The organism is Janthinobacterium sp. 67 (assembly GCF_002797895.1).
GTDB lineage: Bacteria > Pseudomonadota > Gammaproteobacteria > Burkholderiales > Burkholderiaceae_D > Janthinobacterium.
This window is the reverse complement of record NZ_PGES01000001.1, coordinates 4,023,106-4,048,833: the sequence shown is the minus strand read 5'-3', so window position 1 is coordinate 4,048,833 and position 25,728 is coordinate 4,023,106. Positions and strand designations below refer to the sequence as shown.

The following is a 25,728-nucleotide window of genomic DNA, read 5'->3' as shown; positions in this document are numbered from 1 at the left end:
CTTCGGATTGTCGTAATACTTAAAATATCAAATGTTCACAAGAAATAATGAAATAGGATACTTCTTCGGAAGTAGCCTGTCAGTTTTTTGAGTGAGCAAACACCTCGCAATGCGAGGGGTTTGAACTAGTTAAATAGTTCGACCATGCCGGTAAAACGGCAAAGTAACAGAGATTAAACTGAAGAGTTTGATCCTGGCTCAGATTGAACGCTGGCGGCATGCCTTACACATGCAAGTCGAACGGCAGCACGGAGCTTGCTCTGGTGGCGAGTGGCGAACGGGTGAGTAATATATCGGAACGTACCCTGGAGTGGGGGATAACGTAGCGAAAGTTACGCTAATACCGCATACGATCTAAGGATGAAAGTGGGGGATCGCAAGACCTCATGCTCGTGGAGCGGCCGATATCTGATTAGCTAGTTGGTAGGGTAAAAGCCTACCAAGGCATCGATCAGTAGCTGGTCTGAGAGGACGACCAGCCACACTGGAACTGAGACACGGTCCAGACTCCTACGGGAGGCAGCAGTGGGGAATTTTGGACAATGGGCGAAAGCCTGATCCAGCAATGCCGCGTGAGTGAAGAAGGCCTTCGGGTTGTAAAGCTCTTTTGTCAGGGAAGAAACGGTGAGAGCTAATATCTTTTGCTAATGACGGTACCTGAAGAATAAGCACCGGCTAACTACGTGCCAGCAGCCGCGGTAATACGTAGGGTGCAAGCGTTAATCGGAATTACTGGGCGTAAAGCGTGCGCAGGCGGTTTTGTAAGTCTGATGTGAAATCCCCGGGCTCAACCTGGGAATTGCATTGGAGACTGCAAGGCTAGAATCTGGCAGAGGGGGGTAGAATTCCACGTGTAGCAGTGAAATGCGTAGATATGTGGAGGAACACCGATGGCGAAGGCAGCCCCCTGGGTCAAGATTGACGCTCATGCACGAAAGCGTGGGGAGCAAACAGGATTAGATACCCTGGTAGTCCACGCCCTAAACGATGTCTACTAGTTGTCGGGTCTTAATTGACTTGGTAACGCAGCTAACGCGTGAAGTAGACCGCCTGGGGAGTACGGTCGCAAGATTAAAACTCAAAGGAATTGACGGGGACCCGCACAAGCGGTGGATGATGTGGATTAATTCGATGCAACGCGAAAAACCTTACCTACCCTTGACATGGCTGGAATCCCCGAGAGATTGGGGAGTGCTCGAAAGAGAACCAGTACACAGGTGCTGCATGGCTGTCGTCAGCTCGTGTCGTGAGATGTTGGGTTAAGTCCCGCAACGAGCGCAACCCTTGTCATTAGTTGCTACGAAAGGGCACTCTAATGAGACTGCCGGTGACAAACCGGAGGAAGGTGGGGATGACGTCAAGTCCTCATGGCCCTTATGGGTAGGGCTTCACACGTCATACAATGGTACATACAGAGCGCCGCCAACCCGCGAGGGGGAGCTAATCGCAGAAAGTGTATCGTAGTCCGGATTGTAGTCTGCAACTCGACTGCATGAAGTTGGAATCGCTAGTAATCGCGGATCAGCATGTCGCGGTGAATACGTTCCCGGGTCTTGTACACACCGCCCGTCACACCATGGGAGCGGGTTTTACCAGAAGTAGGTAGCTTAACCGTAAGGAGGGCGCTTACCACGGTAGGATTCGTGACTGGGGTGAAGTCGTAACAAGGTAGCCGTATCGGAAGGTGCGGCTGGATCACCTCCTTTCTAGAGTTTGCACGAATCAGTAATGATTCACGCATCAAATGTTCACACTTATCGGCTGTTTAATTAAGAAGAAACAGTAGTCGTAGTAGTTCCGCGTTGGGGCTGTAGCTCAGCTGGTTAGAGCACCGTGTTGATAACGCGGGGGTCGTTGGTTCGAGTCCAACCAGCCCTACCAGTCATTACCCAGGGGGATTAGCTCAGCTGGGAGAGCACCTGCTTTGCAAGCAGGGGGTCGTCGGTTCGATCCCGTCATCCTCCACCAAAGTTTTACTCGAAAGTGCAAACGTAAGCCGGTCAGTGACTCAGGTTTAGGTTTGATCTTTTAGCGATCAAAGCTGTTTCGTTCTTTAACAATCTGGAAGAAGTAAAGATTATTTATTGATCAAGTCTATGCGTGCAGCAATGCATGAGGCGACTTGATGGGTAATGATTGTATGTATCAACAAACAAGCAACAACGTTGTACTTTCTTATCCCTGTAGCGCTCTTTGATGACTTCGGTCTTCAGAGGCTAACGTTATAGGGACAAGCGAATAAGTGCACATGGTGGATGCCTTGGCGATTACAGGCGATGAAGGACGTAGTAGCTTGCGATAAGCTGCGGGGAGTGAGCAAACACACTTTGATCCGCAGATTTCCGAATGGGGCAACCCACCCTTTTAGGGTATTGCAACCTGAATACATAGGGTTGCAAGGCGAACGCGGCGAACTGAAACATCTAAGTAGCTGCAGGAAAAGAAATCAACCGAGATTCCCAAAGTAGCGGCGAGCGAAATGGGAAGAGCCTGTACGTGATAGTCGGACCGATAACAGAATCCTCTGGAAATAGGAGCCATAGTGGGTGATAGCCCCGTATGTGAAATCGGACCGGTGGTACTAAGCGTACGACAAGTAGGGCGGGACACGTGACATCCTGTCTGAATATGGGGGGACCATCCTCCAAGGCTAAATACTCGTAATCGACCGATAGTGAACCAGTACCGTGAGGGAAAGGCGAAAAGAACCCCGGAAGGGGAGTGAAATAGATCCTGAAACCGTGTGCATACAAACAGTAGGAGCGGACTTGTTCCGTGACTGCGTACCTTTTGTATAATGGGTCAGCGACTTACATTCAGTGGCAAGGTTAACCGAATAGGGAAGCCGTAGAGAAATCGAGTCCGAATAGGGCGATCAGTCGCTGGGTGTAGACCCGAAACCAAGTGATCTACTCATGGCCAGGATGAAGGTGCGGTAACACGCCCTGGAGGTCCGAACCCACTAATGTTGAAAAATTAGGGGATGAGCTGTGGGTAGGGGTGAAAGGCTAAACAAACTTGGAAATAGCTGGTTCTCTCCGAAAACTATTTAGGTAGTGCCTCAAGTATCACCATCGGGGGTAGAGCACTGTTATGGCTAGGGGGTCATTGCGACTTACCAAACCATTGCAAACTCCGAATACCGATGAGTGCGAGCTTGGGAGACAGACGTCGGGTGCTAACGTCCGGCGTCAAGAGGGAAACAACCCAGACCGCCAGCTAAGGTCCCAAAGATTGGCTAAGTGGAAAACGAAGTGGGAAGGCTAAAACAGTCAGGATGTTGGCTTAGAAGCAGCCATCATTTAAAGAAAGCGTAATAGCTCACTGATCGAGTCGTCCTGCGCGGAAGATGTAACGGGGCTAAGCCAGTCACCGAAGCTGCGGATATCCTTTATTGGATATGGTAGGAGAGCGTTCTGTAAGCCTGCGAAGGTGTCTTGTAAAGGATGCTGGAGGTATCAGAAGTGCGAATGCTGACATGAGTAGCGATAATGGGGGTGAAAAGCCTCCACGCCGTAAGCCCAAGGTTTCCTGTTCAACGTTCATCGGAGCAGGGTGAGTCGGCCCCTAAGGCGAGGCAGAGATGCGTAGCTGATGGGAAGCAGGTTAATATTCCTGCACCGTCGTATGATGCGATGGGGGGACGGATCGCGGAAGGTTGTCTGACTGTTGGAATAGTCAGTTTCTGTCTCATAGAAGGCGCTTAGGCAAATCCGGGCGCGCAATTCAAGGGGATGGGACGAGTGAATTTATTCACGAAGCAATCGGAAGTGGTTCCAAGAAAAGCCTCTAAGCTTCAGTCATACGAGACCGTACCGCAAACCGACACAGGTGGGCGAGATGAGTATTCTAAGGCGCTTGAGAGAACTCGGGAGAAGGAACTCGGCAAATTGGTACCGTAACTTCGGGAAAAGGTACGCCCCGGTAGCTTGATTGGTTTACTCCATGAGGGTGAAAGGGTTGCAATAAACTGGTGGCTGCGACTGTTTAATAAAAACACAGCACTCTGCAAACACGAAAGTGGACGTATAGGGTGTGACGCCTGCCCGGTGCTGGAAGATTAAATGATGGGGTGCAAGCTCTTGATTGAAGTCCCAGTAAACGGCGGCCGTAACTATAACGGTCCTAAGGTAGCGAAATTCCTTGTCGGGTAAGTTCCGACCTGCACGAATGGCGTAACGATGGCCACACTGTCTCCTCCCGAGACTCAGCGAAGTTGAAATGTTTGTGATGATGCAATCTACCCGCGGCTAGACGGAAAGACCCCATGAACCTTTACTGTAGCTTTGCATTGGACTTTGAACCAATCTGTGTAGGATAGGTGGGAGGCTTTGAAGCGGGGACGCTAGTTCTCGTGGAGCCAACCTTGAAATACCACCCTGGTTTGTTTGAGGTTCTAACCTTGGTCCGTTATCCGGATCGGGGACAGTGCATGGTAGGCAGTTTGACTGGGGCGGTCTCCTCCTAAAGTGTAACGGAGGAGTTCGAAGGTACGCTAGATACGGTCGGACATCGTGTTGATAGTGCAATGGCATAAGCGTGCTTAACTGCGAGACTGACAAGTCGAGCAGGTACGAAAGTAGGACATAGTGATCCGGTGGTTCTGTATGGAAGGGCCATCGCTCAACGGATAAAAGGTACTCTGGGGATAACAGGCTGATTCCTCCCAAGAGTTCATATCGACGGGGGAGTTTGGCACCTCGATGTCGGCTCATCACATCCTGGGGCTGTAGCCGGTCCCAAGGGTATGGCTGTTCGCCATTTAAAGTGGTACGTGAGCTGGGTTTAAAACGTCGTGAGACAGTTTGGTCCCTATCTGCCGTGGGCGTTGGAAATTTGAAGGGGGCTGCTCCTAGTACGAGAGGACCGGAGTGGACGAACCTCTGGTGTACCGGTTGTCACGCCAGTGGCATTGCCGGGTAGCTAAGTTCGGAAGAGATAACCGCTGAAAGCATCTAAGCGGGAAACTTGCCTTGAGATGAGATTTCCCAGAGCCTTGAGCTCTTTGAAGGGTCGTTCGAGACCAGGACGTTGATAGGCTGGGTGTGGAAGTGCAGTAATGCATTAAGCTAACCAGTACTAATTGCCCGTACGGCTTGTCCCTATAACCTTAGCAGGTACAGAGGATAAGACGGTACAACGTTGTGAGTTTGTTGATACTACCAGTCATTACCCCAATCTTTGCTTCTTCCAGATTCATGGCCTTGTTGCTCAACAGAGAACAAGCGTCAGTACAAGTTATGCCTGATGACCATAGCAAGTTGGTCCCACCCCTTCCCATCCCGAACAGGACCGTGAAACAACTTTGCGCCGATGATAGTGCTGCAACCAGTGTGAAAGTAGGTTATCGTCAGGCTTGTTATTCGCAGTAGAGAAAAACCCGTCAAGCAATTGGCGGGTTTTTTTTCGTCTGGTGGTTTTGTCGGGCGCCGGTGGTGGTGTCGGCTTACGCGCGCAGCGCTAAGCCGACCTACGGTCATGTAAAGTCCGGTAGGTCGGATTAGCGTAGCGTAATCCGACAAGTTGGCAGCCAAGTGACAAACGAAAAAAAGGCAGCGCTGCGCGCTGCCTTTCTATCACTACTTCCCTTTATTGGCCGGCCACTACCGGCGTCGCGCCGCTTTTGGCGACCCACTCGATCAAGGAATCGACGGCGGCGCGGCCGTTACCGTTGCCCACCAGGTCGCTATTGATCATGGCGACCACCACGCACAGCTGGTTGTTGGCGTCGGGGACATAGCCGGCGATGGCCACCACATTCTTCAACGTTCCCGTCTTGATGCGGGCTCGCGCGGCGGCCGGGCTGTTCAGCAGGCGCTTGCGCATGGTGCCGTCGAGCGCGACGATGGGCAGGCTGGACTGGAACTCGGGCGCCCACGGGCTTTGCTGCATCGCTTGCAAGACACCGGCCATTTGCGCAGGCGCAATGCGTCCCGTGCGCGACAAGCCTGAACCGTTGTCGACCAGCATGCCCTGGGTATTGATATTGTGCCGCTGGAACCATTCCTGGATCACTTGCCGCGCACGCGTGGCCGTGTCTTCCGGCGCCGCCATGGCGACGGGACGGCTACCCAGCCAGCCATCGCTTTGCAGGCTGCCCAGGCTCAGGAACAGGGTGCGGGCCAGGGTGTTGTCGGAGGTCTTGTTGATATCGCGCAGCACTTCTGGCAAGGCACGGGCCACATGGTCGGCCAGCATGCGCGTGCCGACCGGTTCGGCCGTTGGCGGCAAGCCGGTTGCCGGCGCTTCGCGCACCGTGCCTGTGATCGTGCCGCCCAGGCGTTTCCAGGTCGCACGGAACAAGCGGTCCGCGTAATCGTTGCGGTCGAGCACATTGATGCTGGTGGCCTTGCTGCAATTTTGCGGGAAGGTGCCGTGCAGGATTACTTGCAGCTTGCCGCTCGCATCGCGCCGGTATTCGGGCGGGCGCCAGCCGTCTTCCCATCTGGCGCAACTGCCCTTGATGAGTTTCATGTCGCTCGTGATGCTGACGTTCTCGAGCGCCGGCTGCATCAGGATGCTCAATTGCCGCTCCGTCGAGTTCATATTGATATCGAGCAGATTGGTGTTCAGCAGCAAGGCATCGGGGATGACGTTGTAGCGGAATTCGGCCGATTCGTCGAAGGGCGGCGCACCGATATCGGGCCGGGCCGGCTGGAACAGCTGGCGGTCGAGGATCAAATCGCCCTTGATTTTCACGATGCCTTGCGTGCGCAAGGTTTGCAGCATGTGCTCCAGCACGTCCGCATTGAAATCCGTATCGGCACCGCCGCGCAGGATCAAGTCGCCCTTCAGTACGCCATTGATGACGTCGGCGCTGGTGCGCAACTCCGTGCGGCCGCGAAAGATGGGCCCAAGCTGCTCCAGGCCCACGGCCGTCGTCACGAGCTTCATGGTGGAGGCCGGCTGCATGCTGCGCTCGGCCCCATGCGACAGCACCGTGGTGTTGCCGCGCAAGACGATGGCGCCCATGGCGTCTTCGGGGATATTTGCGCTGCGCAGCAGCAGGCTGACGGATTCGGGCAATTGCGCGTGGGCAGTCGACAGGCCAAGGCCCGCCAACAGCGCAGCCATCAGGACAGGACGTAACATGGTGCTCCTCAATGGAAAAAGACGTAGGCAACGAAGACGGCGGTAATCACGCCAGCCAGATCCGCGATCAGGCCGGCCGTGATGGCATAGCGCGTCTTGCGGATGCCCACCGAGCCGAAGTACAGGGCCACAATATAGAAGGTAGTGTCGGCCGAGCCCTGGAAGACGCAAGCCAGGCGGCCGACGAAGGAGTCGACGCCGTAGGTATTCATGGCGTCAATCATCATGGCTTTCGAGCCGGAGCCGCTGAGCGGCTTCATCATGGCCGTCGGCAGGGCGGGCACGAAATCCGTATTGATGCCCAGGTTGGCGAAGAACCAGTTCATGCCGCTCATCAGGAAATTGAATACGCCGGCGTTGCGGATGACGCTGATGGCCACCAGCATGCCGACCAGGTAGGGAATCACGGTGATCGACGTCTGGATGCCGCCTTTGGCGCCCTCGATGAAGGCGTCGTACACGTTCACTTTCTTGCGCAACGCGCCAATAATAAATATGGCGATCACGCTGATCAAGACCAGGTTGCTGACCACTTTCGAGACCAGCTCGATTTCCTGTTTCGTCAGGTATTGCGTGAAGTACCAGATCATGGCGACGATGGCGCTCGTCATGCCGCCCATCCAGCCCAGCACGACACGGTTGAGCAAGTTGATGCGCTGCTTGATGGACACCGTGATGATGCCGACCATGGTGGCCACATAGGTGGCGATCATGCAGGGAATAAAGATGTCGGACGGGTCGGCGGCGCCGAGGATGGAGCGCTGCGCCATGATGGCCAGCGGAATCAGGGTCAGGCCCGAGGTGTGCAGCACCAGAAACATGATCTGCGCATTTGTCGCCTCTTCCTTGTTCGGGTTCAAGGTCTGCAGGCTTTCCATGGCCTTCAAGCCGAACGGCGTGGCCGCATTGTCCAGGCCCAGCAGGTTGGCCGAGAAATTCATCACCATGTGGCCGGTGGCAGGATGGTCCTTGGGAATTTCCGGGAAGATGCGCGAAAAGAACGGTGCGATGACTTTGGCCAGCCAGCCGACGATGCCCGCCTTTTCGCCGATGTTCATGATGCCGAGCCACAAGGTCATCACGCCCGCCAGCGGCAGGGCAATGTCCATCACGCCCATGCGCGCCGTCTCGAACGTGCCGTCGATGATGCGCTTGAAGATATCGGTATCACCGAGAAACAGCCACTGCAGCACTGCGGCCAGGAAGCCTACGAGGAAAAAGCCGGACCAGATGTAATTAAGTGCCATATGCGATCAGTTTTGTGTGTCGGGTGTGAAAAATGTCTGCAAACAAAGTATAGGGGCAGCCCGATACGAGTTGATGAAAGAATGCAGCAATCGCATGCCAAAAAGTTATAAGCTGGCAGCCTGTTTTCATTGGCGCCCCGCAGCGTGCCCGCGTAGTGTGGGGGATGCCTGCCGCTTGCCGCTGTTCCTTACCTTGTCTGCACTGGATTATTGATGATGTTTTTACGCAAAACCGCCTGCGCCGCCAGCCTGGCCCTGCTGACGCTTTTTACCGTACCGGCCCATGCCGCCGCCGATGCCCGCGCGAACAAGACCTTGCACCTGTTCCTCAGCACCAGCGAGACGGGCCTGGACCCGGCCGTGGCGTCCGACCTGGCCAGCCTGAATTTGATGGAAAACATTTTCGATCCCTTGCTGCGCTATGACTACCTGGCCCGCCCGGTGCAACTGCAGGGCAATACGGCGCGCGCGATGCCAACCGTGGAAGATGGCGGGCGCACGTATATCTTTCACTTGCAGCCCGGTATTTTCTTTACGCCCGATCCCGCCTTCAAGGGCAAGCCGCGCGAAGTGACGGCGCAGGATTATGTGTACAGCCTGACGCGGCTGTATGACCCCAGCCTGAAGTCGCCGTGGCTGTTCTTGCTGGAAGACAAGCTGGTGGGCGATGCGGCCCTGAAAACAAAGTTCAGCTATGACACGCCGATCGCCGGCCTGCAGGCGCTGGACAAATACACCTTGCGCATCCGCCTCAATGGCGTCGACCCGAACTTCCTGTTTTACCTGGCCATGCCGGCGACCGCCGTGGTGGCGCGCGAAGTGGCCGAAGCGTACCCGGCGCCGGGGCAGATCGGTAATCACCCCGTGGGCACGGGGCCGTTCCTGGTGAAGGAATGGAAACGCAGCGACAAGATCGTGCTGCAGGCCAACCCGACTTTCCGCCCCACCGTGTTCCATACGGATGCCAAGGCGCTGGCCGCCTTGCCGGTCGACGCGCGCGCCATCGCCACTGGGCTGGAAGGCAAGCAATTGCCGCTGGTCGAGCGCATCGAGGTACGCATCGTCGAGGAATATCAATCGCGCATGCTGGGTTTCCTGAAAGGTGAGTTCGATTACCTGGAGCAAGTGCCCGAATCGATGACGGACATGGTGCTGGTCAATGGCGCGCTGAAACCTGCCTTGGCCGCCAAGGGCATGCAGCTGACACGCTTTCCCGTGCTGCAGACGTATTACATGTGGATGAATATGGACGACCCCGTGCTGGGCGGCACGAGCAAGGACAAGCTGGCCCTGCGGCGCGCCATCGCCCTCAGCTACAACAGCCGCGAAGATATCGCGCTGCTAAAAAAGGGCTTGGCCTTGCCGGCGCAGTCGCCGCTGCCGCCGAATGTGCTCGGTTACGACAAGAATTACCGCAGCCCCGTCGGCTACGATCCGGCCCTGGCGCGCGCCCTGCTGGACCGCTTCGGCTACAAGACGGGGCCAGATGGTTTCCGCACCCAGCCGGACGGCACACCTTTGCTGCTCACCATGCATACGGAGCCGAGCACGGTGGGGCGTTTGCGCGATGAATTGTGGCGCCGCAACCTGAACGCCATCGGCGTGCGCGTGGAGTTTAAAAGCGACAAGAAGACGGAAATCATCAAGGCCTCGCGCCTGGGCAAGGTGCAGATGTTCGAGACCAACTGGATCGCCGACTTCCCCGATGGCGATAACTTTATGCAATTGTTGTACGGTCCCAACAGTGGCCGCGCCAACTATGCCCGCTTCAACTTGCCCGATTACAATAAACGCTATGAGGAGGCGCGCCTGCTATCCGATACGCCGCGCCGACGCAGTCTGTACTTCGACCTGTTTCAGCTGATCCACGCCTACACGCCGTGGGTGCTGCTGACGCATCCCATCTCTGCCGACCTGCAACAACCGTGGCTAAAAAACTACAGGCGCCACCCCGTGGAATTCACGTCCTGGCGCTATCTGGACGTGGATAAAGCCAAGGGTAGCCCCGCAGACAAGTGACCATGTCACTGAAAAGGGCATTCATTCCAAAAAGTTATGGTTAGGAAAGCATTTTTCATTGGCTGGCCGCGGATGCATCGCGCTACTCTGAAAATGAAAACAAATAAAGTCATGCGCAATTGTCATAAAAAAATGTACTGCGAGACAGACGTTGCGACATATCTATACAGCCTGACTTGATGACTCAAGTTTCGATTGCCCAACAAGGAGAAGACCTGTGAAATTGAAAAAGCTAGCGCAGTTGGTGGCATTGATGGGGGTGGTGGGGCCGGTCGTCGCACAGGAAGCGGCGCCGCCAGCAATGCAACGGGTCGAAGTGACGGGCAGCAGTATCAAGCGGGTGGCCAAGGAAGGCGCGCTGCCGGTGCAAGTCATCACCTTTGACCAGATCGAAAAACAGGGCATCACGACGACCGAGCAACTGGTGCGCACCCTGTCGGCGAATGGCACGGGCGCCGATAACATGACTTCGGGCAATAACGTGTTTGGCGCCGATGCCGACAGGGTCAGCGGCGGCGCCTCGTTCGCCTCGCTGCGCGGCCTGGGCCCGTCGAGCACCCTGGTGCTGTTGAATGGCCGCCGCATCGCCACGCACGGCGCCAGCGGCAAGTCGGTCGACTTGAACTCGATCCCGCTGGGCGCGATTTCGCGCGTGGAAATTCTCAAGGATGGCGCCTCGGCCATCTACGGCACGGACGCCATCGGCGGCGTGATCAATTTCATTCTGAAAACCAATTACAGCGGCGTGGAAGCATCCGTCTCCACCAACGACACGCAGGCCGGTGGTGGCGCCACCCGGCGCGCCTCGCTCCTGGCCGGTACGGGTTCGCTGGAAAGCGACCGCTACAACATCATGGCCAGCCTGACCGTCGACAAGGCGCAGCGCCTCAACGGCAGCGACCGCTCCTTCGTCAACGGTTTCCAGCCGGGCCGCGGATTGTCGCCCGATACGACGGGCACGCCGTTTGCCAACCAGATGGCGGGTACCGGAACGGCGCTGGGCACCTCGTTCCAGCTGCCTGGCGATCCGAACAAATACCTGCAAGCCAATCCGCTGAGTTTCCAGGGCAAGTGCGACAGCATCGCCGGTATGTCGCAATACCAGACGGCACTGTGGAAAGACGTGACGTCGCCGCTGCGCACCACGCATTCCTGCGCCTACGACTATGGCGCCGACTATGTGCTGCAATTCCCCGTTGAACGGGCCAATCTGTTGTCGCGCGGTACGTTCCAGCTGGCGCCCGACCACCGCATGTTTGTCGAAGTGCTCGGTTCGCGCACCAAGGCCACGGCCATTTTGACGCCGATGCAGGTGCAGGCGACCGTTGCCAACAAGAATCTGTACCCTGTGGGTGGCGCGTATTACCAGGACCTGTCGGCCTACATCCCCTCGTTCGACAAGACCAAGCCGATTTCCTACAAGTGGCGCGCCAATGACGTGGGCAACCGCACGCAGGAAAACACGACAGACAATGCCCGCGTGCTGGTGGGCTTTGAAGGTAACTTTGGCAAGTGGGATTACAAGGCCGGCATTTCGCGCGCCGAAAGCAGCACCAAGACCAAGCTGACGGATGGCTATTCCTACACGGACAAGCTGTACGCGGCATTGGCCAGCGGCATCATCAATCCATGGGTGGGCGCCGGCCAGAGCCAGACGGAAGCGGCCAAGCAATTGATCGAATCGACCAAGTTCCGTGGCGACTTCCAGCATGGCAAGACGACCCTGACGCAGATCGACGGTTCCGTTTCGGGCGAGCTGTTCCAGTTGCCGGCCGGTGCGCTGGCCATGGCGGCCGGTTTTGACTTGCGCCGCGAAGGTTACAGCTTCGGGCAAGACGTCGACGCCATCCAGATCCTGCTGGCGCCAGGCAATGCCGCATTAAAAGATGCCAGCCGTACCGTCAAGGCCGTGTATGCCGAATTGCTGGTGCCGGTCACGAAGGACCTGGAAATGCAGCTGGCCATCCGCCGCGACGATTACAGCCTGGTGGGTGCGACGACGAATCCGAAAGTGGCCTTCCGCTACCAGCCGACCGACTTCCTGCTGTTCCGTGGTTCGGCCAGCAAGGGCTTCCTCGCGCCAAGCTTCCAGCAGCTGTATTCCGGTTCGCTGAGCCAGGAATTGCCGAATGGTGTTGTCGACCAGGAAGGTTGCGCCAAGCATCCGGGCGTGCCCGAATACTGCGCCATCGACCGCCTCGACTACAAGACGGGCGGCAACACGAATTTGAAACCGGAAACGTCAAAGCAGGGCAGCGTCGGTTTTGTCATCGAGCCATTCAAGGGCTATTCTGCCTCGTTCGATTACTGGGCCATCAATACCAAGGACCGCATCCTGAACCGCACGCCGCAAATCGTGCTGGCCAACTACCAGGCGCTGAACCAGTACATCCACCGCAATCCGGACGGCACCATCGAGTACGTGCAGGCGGGCTGGATCAATGCGGCAGGCAGCCGCGTGCGTGGCCTCGACGTGGGCTTGCGCGGCGAAGGCAAGATCCGGGACGCGAAATGGACGGCGACCCTGGACGGCACGTATATGGACAGCTTCAAGTTTGCGGAATACCAGGGCCAGGAATACCAGGAACTGGTCGGCAAGTTTTATACGCGCGATCTGTACCTGCGCTGGAAACACAATGCCAGCTTCGGCGTGTCGCGCGGCGACTGGAGCGGCTTGCTGGTCCAGAGTTTTTCGTCGGGCTACAAGGACCAAGTGCCCAATGGCGGCAAGGGTGCGCCGCCGCCGGGCTTCAAGCCGGACGTGTCCAGCTACACCACGTATAACCTGTCGGGCACGTACACGGGCTTCAAAAATACGACGATTACCGTGGGTATCCAGAACCTGTTCGACCGCGATCCGCCATTCACCGCGCACAACGTGGATGAAGTGGTGGGCGCCGGCTGGGACCCGCGCGTGGCCGACCCGCGCGGCCGTTCGCTGTCGTTCCAGCTGAAGTACAAGTTCATGTAAGGCAGCCATGCCGGCGGCGATCCCGCTGGCGTGCTAACCTCGTGCGGCGGCGCCTGGCGTCGCCGTTTTTATTCCAGGAAAGGGCCGCATGTCCAGTCAGACCAATCTCAGCCGGCGCCGCTTCGGCGGCTTGCTGGCCGCCACTGTGGGGGCGGCAGGCACACCGGTGTTGGCTGCGGCCGCGCAAGGGAAGGGCAAACGCATGCAGCAGCAACACGCATTGATCAAGCCGGCGCGTTTGCGCCAGGGCGACCTGGTCGCCATCATCGCACCGGGCGGTTTTACGGATGAAGACGCCATCGCCAAGGCTGTGCGCAATATCGAATCGCTGGGCTTGCGCGCCAGCCTGGGCGCCAACATCCGCGCCGTGCACGGCAACTATGCGGGCACGGTGCAGCAGCGCCTGGACGACTTGCACGCCGCGTTCCGCGACCCGGACGTCAAGGCCGTGTGGGCGATACGGGGCGGTTCCGGCTGCATTTCGCTGCTGGCGCTACTCGATTACGCCTTGATCCGCGCGAACCCGAAAGTGCTGATCGGCTATTCCGACATCACTGCCCTGCACCTGGCCATCCTCGGTCAGACGGGCCTGGTGACCTTCCACGGCCCCGTGGCCTCGTCCACGTTTTCCGACTACACGGTGACGCAGCTGCAAAACGTGCTGATGACGCCGCAAGAGCAGTACACGATCCCGATGGCGCAAGACAACCACCGCCGCGCGCAGACGCAGCCGAACTTCGCCATCCGCACCGTGCATGGCGGCCAGGCGACGGGGCGCCTGACGGGTGGCAATCTGTGCATGGTCAGCGCGCTGGCCGGCACGCCGTATGCTGCCGATTTCCGCGAGCATATTTTGTTCCTCGAAGAAATCAACGAAGTGCCGTACCGCATCGACCGCATGCTGTGCCAGCTCGACCTGTCCGTGGGGTTCAACAAGGCGGCGGCCTTGATGCTGGGCATCTTCGAGCATTGCGAGGCGGCCGAGGGCGACACCGCGCTGACCTTGAACGATACCGTGGACCAGCATTTGCAGCCCTTGCGCGTGCCGGCCGTCAGCGGCTACTCGTTTGGCCACATCCGCCACCAGTTCACGATACCGATGGGCATCCTCGCCACTCTCGATGCGGACCGGCAAACCTTGACCTTATTGGAGCCGGCCGTCTGCTAGCGTACGGTGCAGCGGGGCGATTGTCAGTATGTTAGTGTGAATGCAGGCGTGGCACGAGGCCGCGCCGCCTTCTTCACCGCACCCGACATGATCAACCGCCACGCCAGTACCTACATTCTCAGCCACCCGCTGGCCTTCACGCTGCAGGTGCTGAAGGGTTTCCGCGCCAATCAGGGCTTGCTGCTGGCGGGCGCCGTCGCGTATTACTCGCTGCTCTCCATCGTGCCCCTGCTGATGCTGGTGGTGGTGGCCCTGTCGCATGTGATCGCGCAGGACGAATTGCTGCAAACCATAGGCCATTACCTGGAGTGGCTGGTGCCCGGGCAATCGAAAGCCATCGTGGCGGAAGTGGCGCATTTCCTCAACAACCGGGGCGTGATCGGCTGGCTGCTGCTGCTGACCATGCTGTTTTTCAGTTCCTTGGCGTTTACCGTGCTGGAAAACGCGATGAGTGTGATCTTCATCCACCGCGTCGCCATCCGCCGCCGCCATTTTCTCATTTCCGCCGTGCTGCCGTACTGCTACATCCTGTGTCTGGGCGTGGGCATCTTGCTGATCACCCTCGTGGCCGGCAGCTTGCAAGTGATGGGGGAGGAAAGCGTGCGTTTCTTGCGCCACGACTGGGGCCTGGAGGGGGTATCGGGCGTGCTGCTGTACTTGCTGGGGCTGGCGGGCGAAATCCTCGTGCTCAGCTCGATCTACCTGGTCATGCCGGTGGGGCGATTATCGATCACGCATGCGTTGATCGGCGGCGTGACGGCGGCCCTGTTGTGGGAAATCGCGCGACACGTGCTGGTCTGGTATTTTTCCACCTTGTCGCAGGTGAACATTGTCTACGGCTCGATGACGACGGCCATCGTCGTCATGTTCAGCCTGGAAATCGGCGCCACCTTGCTGCTGCTGGGCGCGCAAGTGATATCCGAATACGAAAGAGTGGCCCGTGGCGGCGAAGAGGACAAGCCGCTGGCCCTAAGGACTTGATTTAAGGTATGGCTTCAATTCATTATTGCACTGCACAAAAAGCTGTGCTATACTCGGTTCAGTGATTGAGATTTGGCAGCAAATCATCTCACCATCCAGTTTCAGCGCGGCGACCGACAGGTGTAATGTCGATGGCGTGACAGTGCGAAGAAATGGATTTTGTAATTCCGGATACGATGGTCGATTTACACTTGGGGTCACCATGCAGATAGCATGGGAGTCCGAAAATCAGGAGGCACTTTGCAGATAGCACTGGCGTCCATGACACGATTAAAGCATTGGTAATACATTGGAACGAAGCCCGCGCTAGCGGGCTTTTTTTTCGTCTATTGAAAACCCAACGGCGTAACCCCGGGGTCGTACCCTGCAGGGTACGACCCCAGCATCTGCCTTGGGGTTTATAGGGCCCGCGCAATCAAAATCTTCTGAATATCGCTGGTTCCCTCATAAATCTGGCACACGCGCACGTCGCGGTAGATGCGCTCGACGGGGAAGTCGGACACATAGCCATAGCCGCCGTGCACCTGGATGGCGTCCGAGCACACTTTTTCCGCCATTTCCGACGCAAACAGCTTGGCCATCGCCGCTTCCTTCAGGCAGGGCAGGCCCGCATCCTTCATGGCCGCCGCGTGGCGGATCAGCTGGCGCGCCGCTTCGATCTGCGTGGCCATGTCGGCCAGGCGGAACTGCACAGCCTGGTGTTCATAGATGGGCTTGCCGAAACTCTCGCGCTCGCGCGCATAGCTCAAGGCCGCTTCATACGCGGCGCGCGCCATGCCGACGGCTTGCGAGGCGATGCCGATGCGTCCGCCTTCCAGGCCGGACAGGGCGATCTTGTAGCCTTGCCCTTCTTCGCCAATCATGTTTTCTGCAGGGATGCGGCAGTTGTCGAACAGGATTTGCGCCGTGTCCGACGAGTGCTGGCCCATCTTCTGTTCCAGGCCCGCCACGATGTAGCCCGGCGTATTCGTCGGCACCCAGAAGGCGCTGATGCCGCGCTTGCCGGCCGCCTTGTCGGTCACGGCCATGACGATGGCCACATCCGCATATTTGCCGCTGGTAATGAATTGCTTGGTGCCGTTGATGACATACTCATTGCCATCGCGGGTGGCCGTCGTGCGCAGGGCCGAGGCGTCGCTGCCCGTGTGTGGTTCCGTCAGGCAAAACGCACCGAGCATCGTGCCTTGTGCCAGCGGGCGCAGCCATTGTTCCTTTTGCGCGTCGTTTGCATACATCATGGCGATGCTGCACACGGGGCAATTGTTGACGGAAATGATGGTCGACGTGCCGCCATCGCCGGCGGCGATTTCTTCCAGCACCAGGGCCAGCGACACGTAGTCGAGGCCGGCGCCACCGAGCGCTTCCGGCACGGCCACGCCAAAGGCGCCCAGCGCGGCCAATTCCTGCAATTCTTCTTTCGGGAAATGATGTTCCTTGTCCCAGCGGGCAGCGTTGGGCGCCAGGCGCTCGCGCGAAAAACTGCGCAGCGCTTCCTGGATCATCGATTGTTCTTCATTGAGTATCATGGGACGTCGTCTCGTTTGTTTTTATAGGTGAGCTGGCATTACCAGCCTATGGGCTTGCCGTCGTAGTTGCGGAACACGGCCTTGTCCGTGGCCGGCAGGCTGGCCAGGGTGGCGCGGATGCCGGCAGCGCTTTCCTCGGGCGAAATATCGGCGCCGGCGCCGCCCATGTCCGTGCGTACCCAGCCCGGGTGGAAGGCGACGCAGCTGACGCCTTGCGGGCCGTACACGAGGGACGTGTCGATCAGCACGGAATTCAGGGCGGCCTTGCTGGCGCGGTACAGCGAACCGCTGGGGTTGCCGCGTTCGCTGAGGGAACCCATGTGCGAGGACAGCACGGCCAGCTTGCCTTTTGCATTCGCCGCCAGCGGCGCCAGGATCGGCAGCAAGCGCATGGCCGCCAGCACGTTCGTGTGCATGACGAGGTCGAAATCGGCTTGCGCGGGGAAACCGTCGTGGCGCGGGCCATACACACCCGCGTTGAGGATGGCCACGTCGAGCTTTTCATCGTCGAGCTTCCAGCCCAGGCCGGCACAGCCTTCCACGTCCGTCACGTCGAGCTGGTGCGCTTCGGCGCCCAGTTGCCGGAGGGCGTCGCAAGCGTCGGCGGTACGGGCCGTGGCGATGACGCGCCAGCCATCGTGGCGGTATTGACGGACGATTTCGTGGCCGATGCCGCGCGAGGCGCCGATGATCAATGCGGTAGGCATATCTTTTCTCCCTGAAAATAAAATGAAAGCGCGCACCGTGAACTGCGGTGCGCGCCCGTGCTCAGGAAGAGCTTATACCAGTTCGATCGCCATTGCCGTCGCTTCGCCGCCGCCGATGCACAGGGCTGCCACGCCGCGCTTGCCGCCCGTCTTTTTCAAGGCGCCCAGCAGGGTGACGATGATGCGCGCACCCGAGGCGCCGATCGGGTGGCCCAGCGCGCACGCGCCGCCGTGGATGTTGATCTTGCTGTGTGGAATATCGAGGTCGTGCATGGCGGCCATCGGCACGGCCGCGAACGCTTCATTGATCTCGAACAAGTCCACATTCCCGCTGCTCCAGCCCGTCTTGGCGTACAGCTTTTTGACGGCGCCGATGGGGGCGGTCGTGAATTCGTTGGGCGCCTGCGCGTGCGTGGCGTGGCCGTGGATTTTCGCGATGACGGTGCAGCCGAGCTTTTTCGCCGTCGATTCGCGCATCAGCACGAGCGCCGCCGCGCCGTCGTTGATGGACGAGGACGAAGCGGCCGTGATCGTGCCATCCTTCTTGAACGCCGCCTTCAAGGTCGGGATTTTTTCCAGGCGGGCTTTTTGCGGGCCTTCATCGATGCTGACGACGGTGTCGCCGCCGCGGCCGGAAACGGTGACGGGCGCGATTTCCCACTCAAAACTGCCATCCTTGGTGGCCGCTTGCGCGCGCTTCACGGATTCGATGGCAAACGCGTCCTGCGCTTCTCGCGTGAAGTGGTACTGGCTGGCGCACTCTTCGGCAAACGTGCCCATCGAGCGGGCATTGCCCTTTTCATCGCGGCTGTAGGCGTCTTCCAGGCCATCCATCATCATGTGGTCATAGATCATGCCGTGGCCGATGCGGTAGCCGCCGCGCGCCTTCGGCACCAGATAGGGGGCGTTGGTCATCGATTCCATGCCGCCCGCCACCACCACCTCGGCGCTGCCTGCGAGCAAGGTGTCATGCGCGAACATGGTCGTTTGCATGGCCGAGCCGCACATTTTCGACAGGGTCACGGCGCCCGTGGAATCGGGCAAGCCCGCCTTGCGCAAGGCTTGGCGCGCGGGCGCCTGGCCCTGGCCAGCCATCAGGCAATTGCCGAAATACACATGTTCAACGGCGTCCGGCGCCACGCCGGCCCGTTCGACGGCGGCGCGGATGGCCACGGCGCCCAGGTCGCTGGCGGTGACGTTGGCAAAGTCGCCCTGGAAGGCGCCCATGGGGGTGCGCGCGGCACCGACGATTACGACTGGATCATTCATGTTGGATCTCCGGTTAAGGGTGGGGAGGGTGACTGCATACAAAAACGCAGGTGCTGCGGATAGGGGAAGACGTCCTCGATATGGCCGTCTTCGATGCGCTGCTTGCGCGCCTGCCAGTATTGCGCCGTCAGCAGGTCGGCATGGTGCTGCATGAAATGGCGGCGGATGCGGGGATTGCCTAGCAGGAAGGTGCCGAATTGTTCGGGAAACACATCGTGCTTGCCGATGGGATACCAAGGTTCGGCCGACATTTCTTCCTCCTCCGTGCGCGCCTCGGGAATGACGCGGAACTGGCAATCGGTGATGTACTCGATTTCATCGTAATCGTAAAAAACGACGCGCTGATGACGGGTCACGCCAAAGTTTTTATACAGCATGTCGCCCGGGAAAATATTCGCCGCCACCAATTCCTTGATGGCGTTGCCGTACTCGACGATGGCGTGTTCGACCAGGTCGTCGCGGCCTTCCTTCTCGGCATTGCTCAGCCACATGTTCAGCGGCACCATGCGCCGTTCGATGTACAGGTGGCGGATGATGATCTGCTCCCCGTCTTCTTCGATCAGCGAGGGGGCGAACTGCTTCAGTTCGGCCAGCAATTCCTCGGCAAAACGGGCGCGGGGAAAGGCCACGTTGGAATACTCGAGCGTGTCGGCCATGCGGCCCACCCGGTCGTGGTGTTTCACCAGCAAATACTTTTGCTGGACTTGTGCGCGCGTGGTTTCCTTGGGCAGCGGGAAAAAATCCTTGATCACCTTGAAAACATAGGGAAACGAGGGCAGGGCAAACACCAGCATGACCAGGCCGCGGATGCCGGGCGCGCTTTCAAAGTGGTCCGACGAGTGTTTCAGATGCTGCAGGTAATCGCGGTAAAACAAGGTCTTGCCCTGTTTTTGCAGGCCCAATATCGTATAGATTTCGCTGCGCGGTTTGCGCGGCAGCAAACTTCGGAGAAATTGCACATAGGCCGACGGCACTTCCATATCGACCAGGAAATACGCGCGCGTAAACGAAAACAGCACGGCGATCTGCTGGTGCTCGAACAGCACCGTGTCGAGCACCAGCTTGCCGTGGCGGTTGTGCAGGATGGGCACGACGAATGGATATTCGCGGTTGCCGTTGATGCCCTTGCCGACCAGGTAGGCGCCCTTGTTGCGGTAAAACAAGCTGGTCAAGACCTGGATCTGGTGGTTAGGTTCGATCCGCTCGCTGCCGAACAGCTGCCGCAGGCGCGCTTCCACCTGGGCCACGTCGCGCTCGAGGTTGGCAAAGGCGCAACCGAGCTGGAAGTCCGTCACCATGCCTTGCAGGGTATGGCGCAAGCCATCCTTGCCGGGGTAATACACGCGGTAGGTGGGGATGGGGTCTTGCGTTTCGATGTATTCCGTGGACACGACGGGACGCACGAAAATATAGTCGTTATTGAAATACGTGCGGTGCAGGATGTTGCAGCAGACGGAATTGAAGAAGGTTTCCGCCAGTTCCGGCTGCTTGTGTTCCGTCAGCATACCGATGTAGTGCAGCTTCAGTTCGCGCCACACTTCGTCGCTCAACTCCGACTCTTCATACTCATCTTCGAGCATTTGCACGCATTCCTGCACGCGCTTGTCATAAAAGTCGATGCGTTCGCGGGCCGCCGTTTGCGCCGCGGCCCAGGCGCCTTGCTCGAAATACTGCTTGGCTTGCTGGCTGGTGGCGCGGAACAAACGGTAATGCTTGTCAAAGCCGTCGCGGATGGTGCGCGCGATATCGAATGCAATCTGGGAAGAGAGCAATTTGGGGAAGGCAATGTGCGTCATATCTGTGCTCGCATTGAAAGCTCATCACCCAGTCGATAATCGCGCGCCCGTGCTTACTTGGTTTCCGCAAACAGTTCGCGGCCTATCAGCATGCGGCGGATTTCGCTGGTCCCGGCGCCGATCTCGTACAGCTTGGCATCGCGCCACAGGCGGCCGGCCGGATACTCGTTGATGTAGCCATTGCCGCCCAGGGCCTGGATCGCTTCGCCCGCCATCCAGGTCGCCTTCTCCGCACTATACAGAATGGCGCCGGCCGCATCCTTGCGCAACTGACGCACGGCTTCCGGCGTGGTGGCGCGGTCGCAGGCCTGGCCCACGGCATAGACATAGGCCTTGCATGCCATCATGGTCGAATACATATCGGCCAGTTTGCCTTGCATCAACTGGAATTCGCCGATGGGCTGGCCGAATTGCTTGCGGTCATGTACGTAGGGCACGACGAGGTCCATGCAGGCCTGCATGATGCCCAGCGGTCCGCCGGACAGCACGGTGCGTTCGAAATCGAGGCCCGACATCAGCACGTTGACGCCCTTGCCCAGGCCGCCCAGCACGTTTTCGGCCGGCACTTCGCAATCCTGGAACACCAGTTCGCCCGTGTGCGAGCCGCGCATGCCCAGCTTGTCGAGCTTTTGCGCGATGGAAAAGCCCTTGAAATTCTTTTCGATCAGGAAAGCCGTCATGCCGCGCGGACCCGCTTCCAGGTCGTTTTTCGCATACACCACCAGCACGTCCGCATCGGGGCCGTTGGTGATCCACATCTTGGTGCCGTTCAAGACCCAGCGGTCGCCCTTGAAGTCGGCGCGCAGCTTCATGCTGACGACGTCCGAGCCTGCATTTGGTTCCGACATGGCCAGAGCGCCGATGTGCTCGCCCGTGATCAGTTTCGGCAGGTATTTGGCTTTTTGCTCGGCCGTGCCGTTGCGCTTGATCTGGTTCACGCACAGGTTCGAGTGGGCGCCGTAGGAGAGGCCGACGGAGGCCGAGGCGCGCGAGATCTCTTCCATGGCGATGATGTGCGCCAGGTAACCCATGCCGGCGCCGCCGTATTCTTCGCTGACGGTGATGCCGAGCAAGCCCATGTCGCCCATCTTGCGCCACAGGTCCATGGGGAACTGGTCCGTGCGGTCGATTTCAGCCGCGCGCGGCGCGATTTCGGCGGCGGCAAATTGTTGGATCGCTTCGCGCAAAGAGGCGATGTCGTCGCCGTGGTCAAAGGTCAAGCCTGGGAGATGGAGCATGTCGTCCTCGTCGTCGTTATAAGTGTGGCGGTCATGGATGCCGGGTCAGTGAAGCTATGATACTCAGTTGTGACGTTTACGTAAACGTAAAGCGCTGTGCGCGGCAGCTGTCCGCTGCCTGCGCCTTTAGTTTGTTTGCGCCTCATCAAGGTTCAAGTCCGCCAGCATGCGCGCGCACGCTTCTTCGTGCGAACTGATTTCCGCCAGCGCCATTTCGATATCGATGCGCTGCTGCTCCAGCGTCTGCCGGTGCTGCGCCAGCACGCCCAGGAAGCGGTCCATCTGCGCACGCGTATCCTTTGGCGACTCGTACATGTCCACCAGGCTCTTGATCTCCGATAACGCCAGGCCCAGGCGCTTGCCGCGCAGGGTCAGTTTCAAACGGGTGCGGTCGCGCGGCGTGTAGACACGGCTGCGTCCGCCAGCGCCTTCGCGTTTCGGGCTGAGCAAACCCTGGTCTTCATAGAAACGGATGGCGCGCGCCGTGATGTCGAACTCCCGCGCCAGTTCGGTGATGGTATAGGTCGTCGTGGGTGCGGGCGGTGTCGGTTGCATGGGTGGTCGGTCGCTGGATGGGTGCTGCGAGGCTGTGGGGGGCAAAGTGCCGTTTACGTCAACGTCAATACTATTGTAGCCTGCCCCGCCCGTGCTGCAACAAAGAAAAAAGAAGGCATGACCGGCAGAATTTGGCGAATCAGGCAACAATTACTGAAAATAAATTGATTCTTCTTGCGCAAACCCGCTTAAGATCGAGAGTTGGTGGCCAAGATGACACCAAAAAGAGCTTTCCTGGCATAACGGCGACATTCTTTTCGCTGCGATGGCAGTAAAATTTTTTTGCGCAGATTCTTTTCAGCAGCTACGGTCGAAAAACAACGTTTTACTCTGAACACGTTGTTCATGCCGTTTCTATATTGAAAACAAAATGGCCCTTCTGAAAACTTTGTCTACAAGAAATTGTATGGCATGAGCATTGCGTATATCGGTAGAGGAGGGCATTATCCGATACCGTACGTTGTAATGCCAAACCGAGGCTTTGAATCGTGCTGCAGTGCGAAAATCAAGGCTAGCCGCGAATTTGACCCGAAGCCACGCAGAATCGCAAGAGAAAATTCGGCCCACTTTTTGACCTGAAAAGCCCGGCTGGAGTGTTAATTGTTAATTGATGCTCTTTTCAAATGTAACATTCTGTATGGTCATTCAAGAAACTGACTTTCATGTTACAACATGAAATAGTACACCTATGAATTCTTCTAACGAACGCGAAAGCTTCAGCCAGCGACTTCAGTTGGCTCTCAAAAACGCCCATTACTCTCCAGACAGCCCGACCAGACTGGCCCGGGAATTCAATATCCGTTTCGACGGGCGCCCGATTACCGTGCATGCAGCTAGGAAATGGTTAGTAGGTGAAGCAATTCCGACGCAAGAGAAATTGCGCATGATTGCCCAATGGTTGGGCGTTCCGGCGGAATGGTTGCGTTTTGGCGGCCCGGAAAGCGCCACGCCGAATGGTGAAGCGGGCAGCGCTTTGTCGCGTTTTGAGTCCGCCGATGTGAAATTAATTGCCGATTTGCAAAGATTAGATGAACATCATCGTCAAATCGCGCGAGAATTTATTCGCATGCTGGTGCGCGTCAACTACCAAAAGTAAGCATTCAGGCCATCCCCGGCCGGCACCGTCCGCTTTTTGCTGGCGCTGCTTTCCCTGTCCTTTTATTTGCGCAAGGTCATACTGGAGACATGATTTTGCCGCACAATAAGACCTCGCATGTTGCGCTGCAGCGGAATTATTTGACAATAATCCCGTACGCAGCGGCGCAGCGGCCAATACCAGCGCATAATCACATCAGAAGCAGCCAGTTCATCCACTACGGAGCCGAGCATTTGAGCCGTCTTATGAAAAGTAACTACAGCAATACCGCGCAGCTGAAGGACTTGATGACCGTGCCCCCCATGACTGCCGCGCAACATGCGGAAGTGATGCGCAAACGGATCGCCCACCGCAGGATGGTTGAAGAAGCCAGGGATTTGAAGCAGGCAAGTGCCCATCAATTCGACAAGAGGTGAGGGATGCCTGACCAAAGCTACTGCGCGTCGGCATAGGCGGTCTGCGATGCTCACCGTGCTAGAGCACGGTTGCGCTTCTCGACCACCTCTTCCTTCCGCTCGCTACGCTTTTGTCAGGCATCGTGACGCCAGAGTTACATCGTGACGCCAATTAGAGGATAGGGGTGTCGCTTGCAGACTTGAGACCATTCCACCGCGGTGCCAGGCCGTGCTCGATGCCGAGCAGGTCGATGACGCGCGCCACCGTATGGTCGACCATCTCCGCAATGCTTTGCGGGTGGTGATAAAAGCTCGGCAAGGGCGGGAAGATGATGCCGCCCATTTCCGTCACGGCCGTCATATTGCGCAGGTGCGCCAGGTTGAACGGCGTTTCGCGCACCATCAAAATCAGGCGGCGGCGTTCCTTGAGCACCACGTCGGCGGCCCGCGTGATCAAATTATCGGACAAGCCATGGGCCACGGCCGCCAGGGTCTTCATCGAGCACGGTGCGACGACCATGCCATCCGATTGAAACGAGCCGCTGGCGATAGAGGCGCCGATGTCGCGCAGCTTGTGCACCACGTGCGCCTGCGCTTCGATGTCCTTGCGCCCCACGCCCGTTTCCTGGTGCAGGGTCAGTACGGCCGCATCCGACAAGACCAGATGCGTCTCGACGCCGGGGATGGCGCCCAGCAATTGCAGCAGCCGCAAGCCATACACGGCGCCCGTGGCGCCCGTGATGGCCACGACGATACGGCGCGGCCGCTGCGTTTGGCTATCAGGCATCCAGCAGGGACTTCAGTTCGCCCGATTCAAACATTTCATTCATGATATCGGAACCACCGATGAACTCGCCTTTGACATACAGCTGTGGAATGGTCGGCCAGTTCGAGTAATCCTTGATGCCCTGGCGAACTTCCGGGTCATCCAGCACGTTGACGGTTGCGATGTTTTCCACGCCGCACGCTTTCAGGATCTGGATGGCGCGGCCGGAAAAGCCGCACTGCGGGAACTGGGCCGTGCCCTTCATGAACAGCACGACTGGCGTGTTCGTCACGGTTTCTTTGATCCAGGTTTGTACGTCGCTCATAGCTGCCTCTGATGGGGTAAATAAATAGATGCCGTCATTTTATAAGAAAACGCCGGCACGGGTATGCGCTCAAGTCATAAATCGGGCAAGTCAGCCACGTTGACGCTTATAAGGTCTTGCCCAGGCAGGTCGATTGTGCCGCGCCCACGTATTTGCCCCAGGCAATGACGGGGGCATAGCCGTGTTTGGCATAAAACGCCACGGCGCGGGTATTTATCACGCGGGTGGACAGGTGCAGGGCCTGGTAGCCATGCCGGCGCGCCTGCGACTCCACATGGGCCAGCAGGGCCGCGCCCACGCCAGCCGAACCCGGGCGCGCATACATGCGCTTGAGTTCGCCTACGGCGCTGTCCGCTTCTCCTAGCGGGCGCAGGGCGGCGCAGCCCAGCAGTTCTCCAGCCGTATCGCGGGCCAGGTAAAAGCCGCCGCGCGGCGTTGCCGCTTCGACATCGAAGGAAGAGCGGCCACTGTCGCCATTGATGCGCAGCAGCGCGTCCGACAATGCATCGAGCAGCAGCTGCGCCTCCGCGCTGGCGGCGTCCACCGCCAGGATGACGAAATCATGCCTGGCGGCCAC

General features: G+C 58.2%; 17 protein-coding genes, 2 tRNA genes and 3 rRNA genes. 10 read left to right on the top strand and 12 right to left on the bottom strand.

Translation table 11 applies throughout. The features are described 5' to 3' along the window. Window positions 1–175: 175 nt before the first annotated feature. The 5 genes from CLU90_RS18080 to rrf all read left to right on the top strand — a co-directional run bounded on the left by CLU90_RS18080 (window position 176) and on the right by rrf (window position 5,356). Window positions 176–1,706, top strand: a 16S ribosomal RNA gene (locus CLU90_RS18080). Between the two features lie 98 nt (window positions 1,707–1,804). Then, a tRNA-Ile gene (locus tag CLU90_RS18075) sits at window positions 1,805–1,881 on the top strand. A gap of 11 nt (window positions 1,882–1,892) precedes the next feature. Next, a tRNA-Ala gene (locus tag CLU90_RS18070) sits at window positions 1,893–1,968 on the top strand. 260 nt (window positions 1,969–2,228) lie between these two features. After that, window positions 2,229–5,104: ribosomal RNA gene (locus CLU90_RS18065) — 23S ribosomal RNA — on the top strand. Between the two features lie 139 nt (window positions 5,105–5,243). Then, window positions 5,244–5,356 (top strand): 5S ribosomal RNA (gene rrf, locus CLU90_RS18060). Together the 16S, 23S and 5S rRNA genes with 2 tRNA genes alongside form the textbook arrangement of a ribosomal RNA operon. 233 nt (window positions 5,357–5,589) lie before the next feature. On the opposite strand, the gene dacB is transcribed toward rrf, so the two are convergent. Together dacB and CLU90_RS18050 are read right to left on the bottom strand one after the other, a co-directional pair. Further along, window positions 5,590–7,092 carry a D-alanyl-D-alanine carboxypeptidase/D-alanyl-D-alanine endopeptidase gene (gene dacB, locus CLU90_RS18055; RefSeq protein ID WP_100428573.1) on the bottom strand — a complete coding sequence of 501 codons (1,503 nt, stop codon included), beginning with the start codon at window positions 7,090–7,092 and terminating at the stop codon, window positions 5,590–5,592. Between the two features lie 8 nt (window positions 7,093–7,100). Further along, entirely contained in the window at window positions 7,101–8,339 is a 1,239-nt protein-coding gene (locus tag CLU90_RS18050; RefSeq protein WP_034753725.1) for a nucleoside recognition domain-containing protein, read from the bottom strand. Window positions 8,340–8,552: 213 nt separating this feature from the next. Between CLU90_RS18050 and CLU90_RS18045 the strand changes: the two genes are divergently transcribed. From CLU90_RS18045 to CLU90_RS18030, 4 genes are all read left to right on the top strand, one after another. Further along, window positions 8,553–10,358, top strand: a complete 1,806-nt coding sequence (locus CLU90_RS18045) for an ABC transporter substrate-binding protein (protein ID WP_198511236.1) — start codon at window positions 8,553–8,555, stop codon at window positions 10,356–10,358. Between the two features lie 217 nt (window positions 10,359–10,575). Beyond that, window positions 10,576–13,329, top strand: a complete 2,754-nt coding sequence (locus CLU90_RS18040; RefSeq protein WP_232731249.1) for a TonB-dependent receptor — start codon at window positions 10,576–10,578, stop codon at window positions 13,327–13,329. 88 nt (window positions 13,330–13,417) lie between these two features. Further along, window positions 13,418–14,497 (top strand): S66 peptidase family protein, encoded by a 1,080-nt coding sequence (locus tag CLU90_RS18035; RefSeq protein WP_100428571.1) that lies wholly within the window; start codon window positions 13,418–13,420, stop codon window positions 14,495–14,497. A gap of 87 nt (window positions 14,498–14,584) precedes the next feature. Continuing rightward, complete coding sequence (locus CLU90_RS18030) at window positions 14,585–15,478, top strand: YihY/virulence factor BrkB family protein (protein ID WP_100428570.1); 894 nt, start codon at window positions 14,585–14,587, stop codon at window positions 15,476–15,478. 398 nt (window positions 15,479–15,876) lie between these two features. Here CLU90_RS18030 and CLU90_RS18025 read toward each other — a convergent pair whose 3' ends face one another. The 6 genes from CLU90_RS18025 to CLU90_RS18000 all read right to left on the bottom strand — a co-directional run bounded on the left by CLU90_RS18025 (window position 15,877) and on the right by CLU90_RS18000 (window position 22,569). Then, window positions 15,877–17,004: an acyl-CoA dehydrogenase family protein gene (locus CLU90_RS18025; protein WP_092717268.1), complete on the bottom strand. Its 1,128-nt coding sequence runs from the start codon at window positions 17,002–17,004 to the stop codon at window positions 15,877–15,879. Between the two features lie 38 nt (window positions 17,005–17,042). Beyond that, window positions 17,043–17,711, bottom strand: coding sequence for an SDR family oxidoreductase (locus tag CLU90_RS18020; protein WP_100428569.1), 669 nt, complete (start codon window positions 17,709–17,711; stop codon window positions 17,043–17,045). A 72-nt stretch (window positions 17,712–17,783) separates the two neighbouring features. Then, window positions 17,784–18,980: an acetyl-CoA C-acyltransferase gene (locus CLU90_RS18015; RefSeq protein WP_092717274.1), complete on the bottom strand. Its 1,197-nt coding sequence runs from the start codon at window positions 18,978–18,980 to the stop codon at window positions 17,784–17,786. After that, entirely contained in the window at window positions 18,977–20,776 is a 1,800-nt protein-coding gene (gene aceK / locus CLU90_RS18010; protein ID WP_100428568.1) for a bifunctional isocitrate dehydrogenase kinase/phosphatase, read from the bottom strand. The genes CLU90_RS18015 and aceK overlap by 4 nt, the downstream gene beginning before the upstream one ends. A 53-nt stretch (window positions 20,777–20,829) precedes the next feature. Beyond that, entirely contained in the window at window positions 20,830–22,014 is a 1,185-nt protein-coding gene (locus tag CLU90_RS18005; protein WP_070260712.1) for an isovaleryl-CoA dehydrogenase, read from the bottom strand. Window positions 22,015–22,140: 126 nt separating this feature from the next. Further along, window positions 22,141–22,569 carry a MerR family transcriptional regulator gene (locus CLU90_RS18000; RefSeq protein WP_092717280.1) on the bottom strand — a complete coding sequence of 143 codons (429 nt, stop codon included), beginning with the start codon at window positions 22,567–22,569 and terminating at the stop codon, window positions 22,141–22,143. Between the two features lie 688 nt (window positions 22,570–23,257). On the opposite strand from CLU90_RS18000, the gene CLU90_RS17995 reads away from it, so the two are divergent. Then, the gene (locus tag CLU90_RS17995; protein WP_034753756.1) at window positions 23,258–23,665 is read left to right on the top strand and encodes a hypothetical protein; all 408 of its coding nucleotides are present in this window, start codon (window positions 23,258–23,260) and stop codon (window positions 23,663–23,665) included. Between the two features lie 62 nt (window positions 23,666–23,727). On the opposite strand, the gene CLU90_RS29715 is transcribed toward CLU90_RS17995, so the two are convergent. From CLU90_RS29715 to CLU90_RS17975, 4 genes are all read right to left on the bottom strand, one after another. Next, window positions 23,728–24,063, bottom strand: coding sequence for a hypothetical protein (locus CLU90_RS29715; protein ID WP_198511235.1), 336 nt, complete (start codon window positions 24,061–24,063; stop codon window positions 23,728–23,730). 169 nt (window positions 24,064–24,232) lie between these two features. Next, a complete protein-coding gene (locus tag CLU90_RS17985) occupies window positions 24,233–24,847 on the bottom strand; it encodes a UbiX family flavin prenyltransferase (protein WP_100428567.1) in 615 nt (204 codons plus the stop codon). Beyond that, window positions 24,840–25,151, bottom strand: a complete 312-nt coding sequence (grxD, locus tag CLU90_RS17980; RefSeq protein WP_034753766.1) for a Grx4 family monothiol glutaredoxin — start codon at window positions 25,149–25,151, stop codon at window positions 24,840–24,842. Before grxD ends, CLU90_RS17985 begins: the two co-directional genes overlap by 8 nt. Before the next feature lie 106 nt (window positions 25,152–25,257). Beyond that, entirely contained in the window at window positions 25,258–25,728 is a 471-nt protein-coding gene (locus CLU90_RS17975) for a GNAT family N-acetyltransferase (protein ID WP_232731248.1), read from the bottom strand.

What these genes read in the sequence shown, in the direction of transcription:
- CLU90_RS18035 (WP_100428571.1), top strand. Translation starts at nt 13,418, where the DNA reads ATGTCCAGTCAGACCAATCTCAGCCGGCGCCGCTTCGGCGGCTTGCTG.
- CLU90_RS18045 (WP_198511236.1), top strand. Translation starts at nt 8,553, where the DNA reads ATGATGTTTTTACGCAAAACCGCCTGCGCCGCCAGCCTGGCCCTGCTG.
- CLU90_RS18020 (WP_100428569.1), bottom strand. Translation starts at nt 17,711, where the DNA reads ATGCCTACCGCATTGATCATCGGCGCCTCGCGCGGCATCGGCCACGAA.
- CLU90_RS18025 (WP_092717268.1), bottom strand. Translation starts at nt 17,004, where the DNA reads ATGATACTCAATGAAGAACAATCGATGATCCAGGAAGCGCTGCGCAGT.
- CLU90_RS18050 (WP_034753725.1), bottom strand. Translation starts at nt 8,339, where the DNA reads ATGGCACTTAATTACATCTGGTCCGGCTTTTTCCTCGTAGGCTTCCTG.
- CLU90_RS18000 (WP_092717280.1), bottom strand. Translation starts at nt 22,569, where the DNA reads ATGCAACCGACACCGCCCGCACCCACGACGACCTATACCATCACCGAA.
- CLU90_RS18015 (WP_092717274.1), bottom strand. Translation starts at nt 18,980, where the DNA reads ATGAATGATCCAGTCGTAATCGTCGGTGCCGCGCGCACCCCCATGGGC.
- CLU90_RS18030 (WP_100428570.1), top strand. Translation starts at nt 14,585, where the DNA reads ATGATCAACCGCCACGCCAGTACCTACATTCTCAGCCACCCGCTGGCC.
- CLU90_RS29715 (WP_198511235.1), bottom strand. Translation starts at nt 24,063, where the DNA reads ATGGGCACTTGCCTGCTTCAAATCCCTGGCTTCTTCAACCATCCTGCG.
- CLU90_RS17985 (WP_100428567.1), bottom strand. Translation starts at nt 24,847, where the DNA reads ATGCCTGATAGCCAAACGCAGCGGCCGCGCCGTATCGTCGTGGCCATC.
- CLU90_RS18005 (WP_070260712.1), bottom strand. Translation starts at nt 22,014, where the DNA reads ATGCTCCATCTCCCAGGCTTGACCTTTGACCACGGCGACGACATCGCC.
- dacB (WP_100428573.1), bottom strand. Translation starts at nt 7,092, where the DNA reads ATGTTACGTCCTGTCCTGATGGCTGCGCTGTTGGCGGGCCTTGGCCTG.
- aceK (WP_100428568.1), bottom strand. Translation starts at nt 20,776, where the DNA reads ATGACGCACATTGCCTTCCCCAAATTGCTCTCTTCCCAGATTGCATTC.
- CLU90_RS17995 (WP_034753756.1), top strand. Translation starts at nt 23,258, where the DNA reads ATGAATTCTTCTAACGAACGCGAAAGCTTCAGCCAGCGACTTCAGTTG.
- grxD (WP_034753766.1), bottom strand. Translation starts at nt 25,151, where the DNA reads ATGAGCGACGTACAAACCTGGATCAAAGAAACCGTGACGAACACGCCA.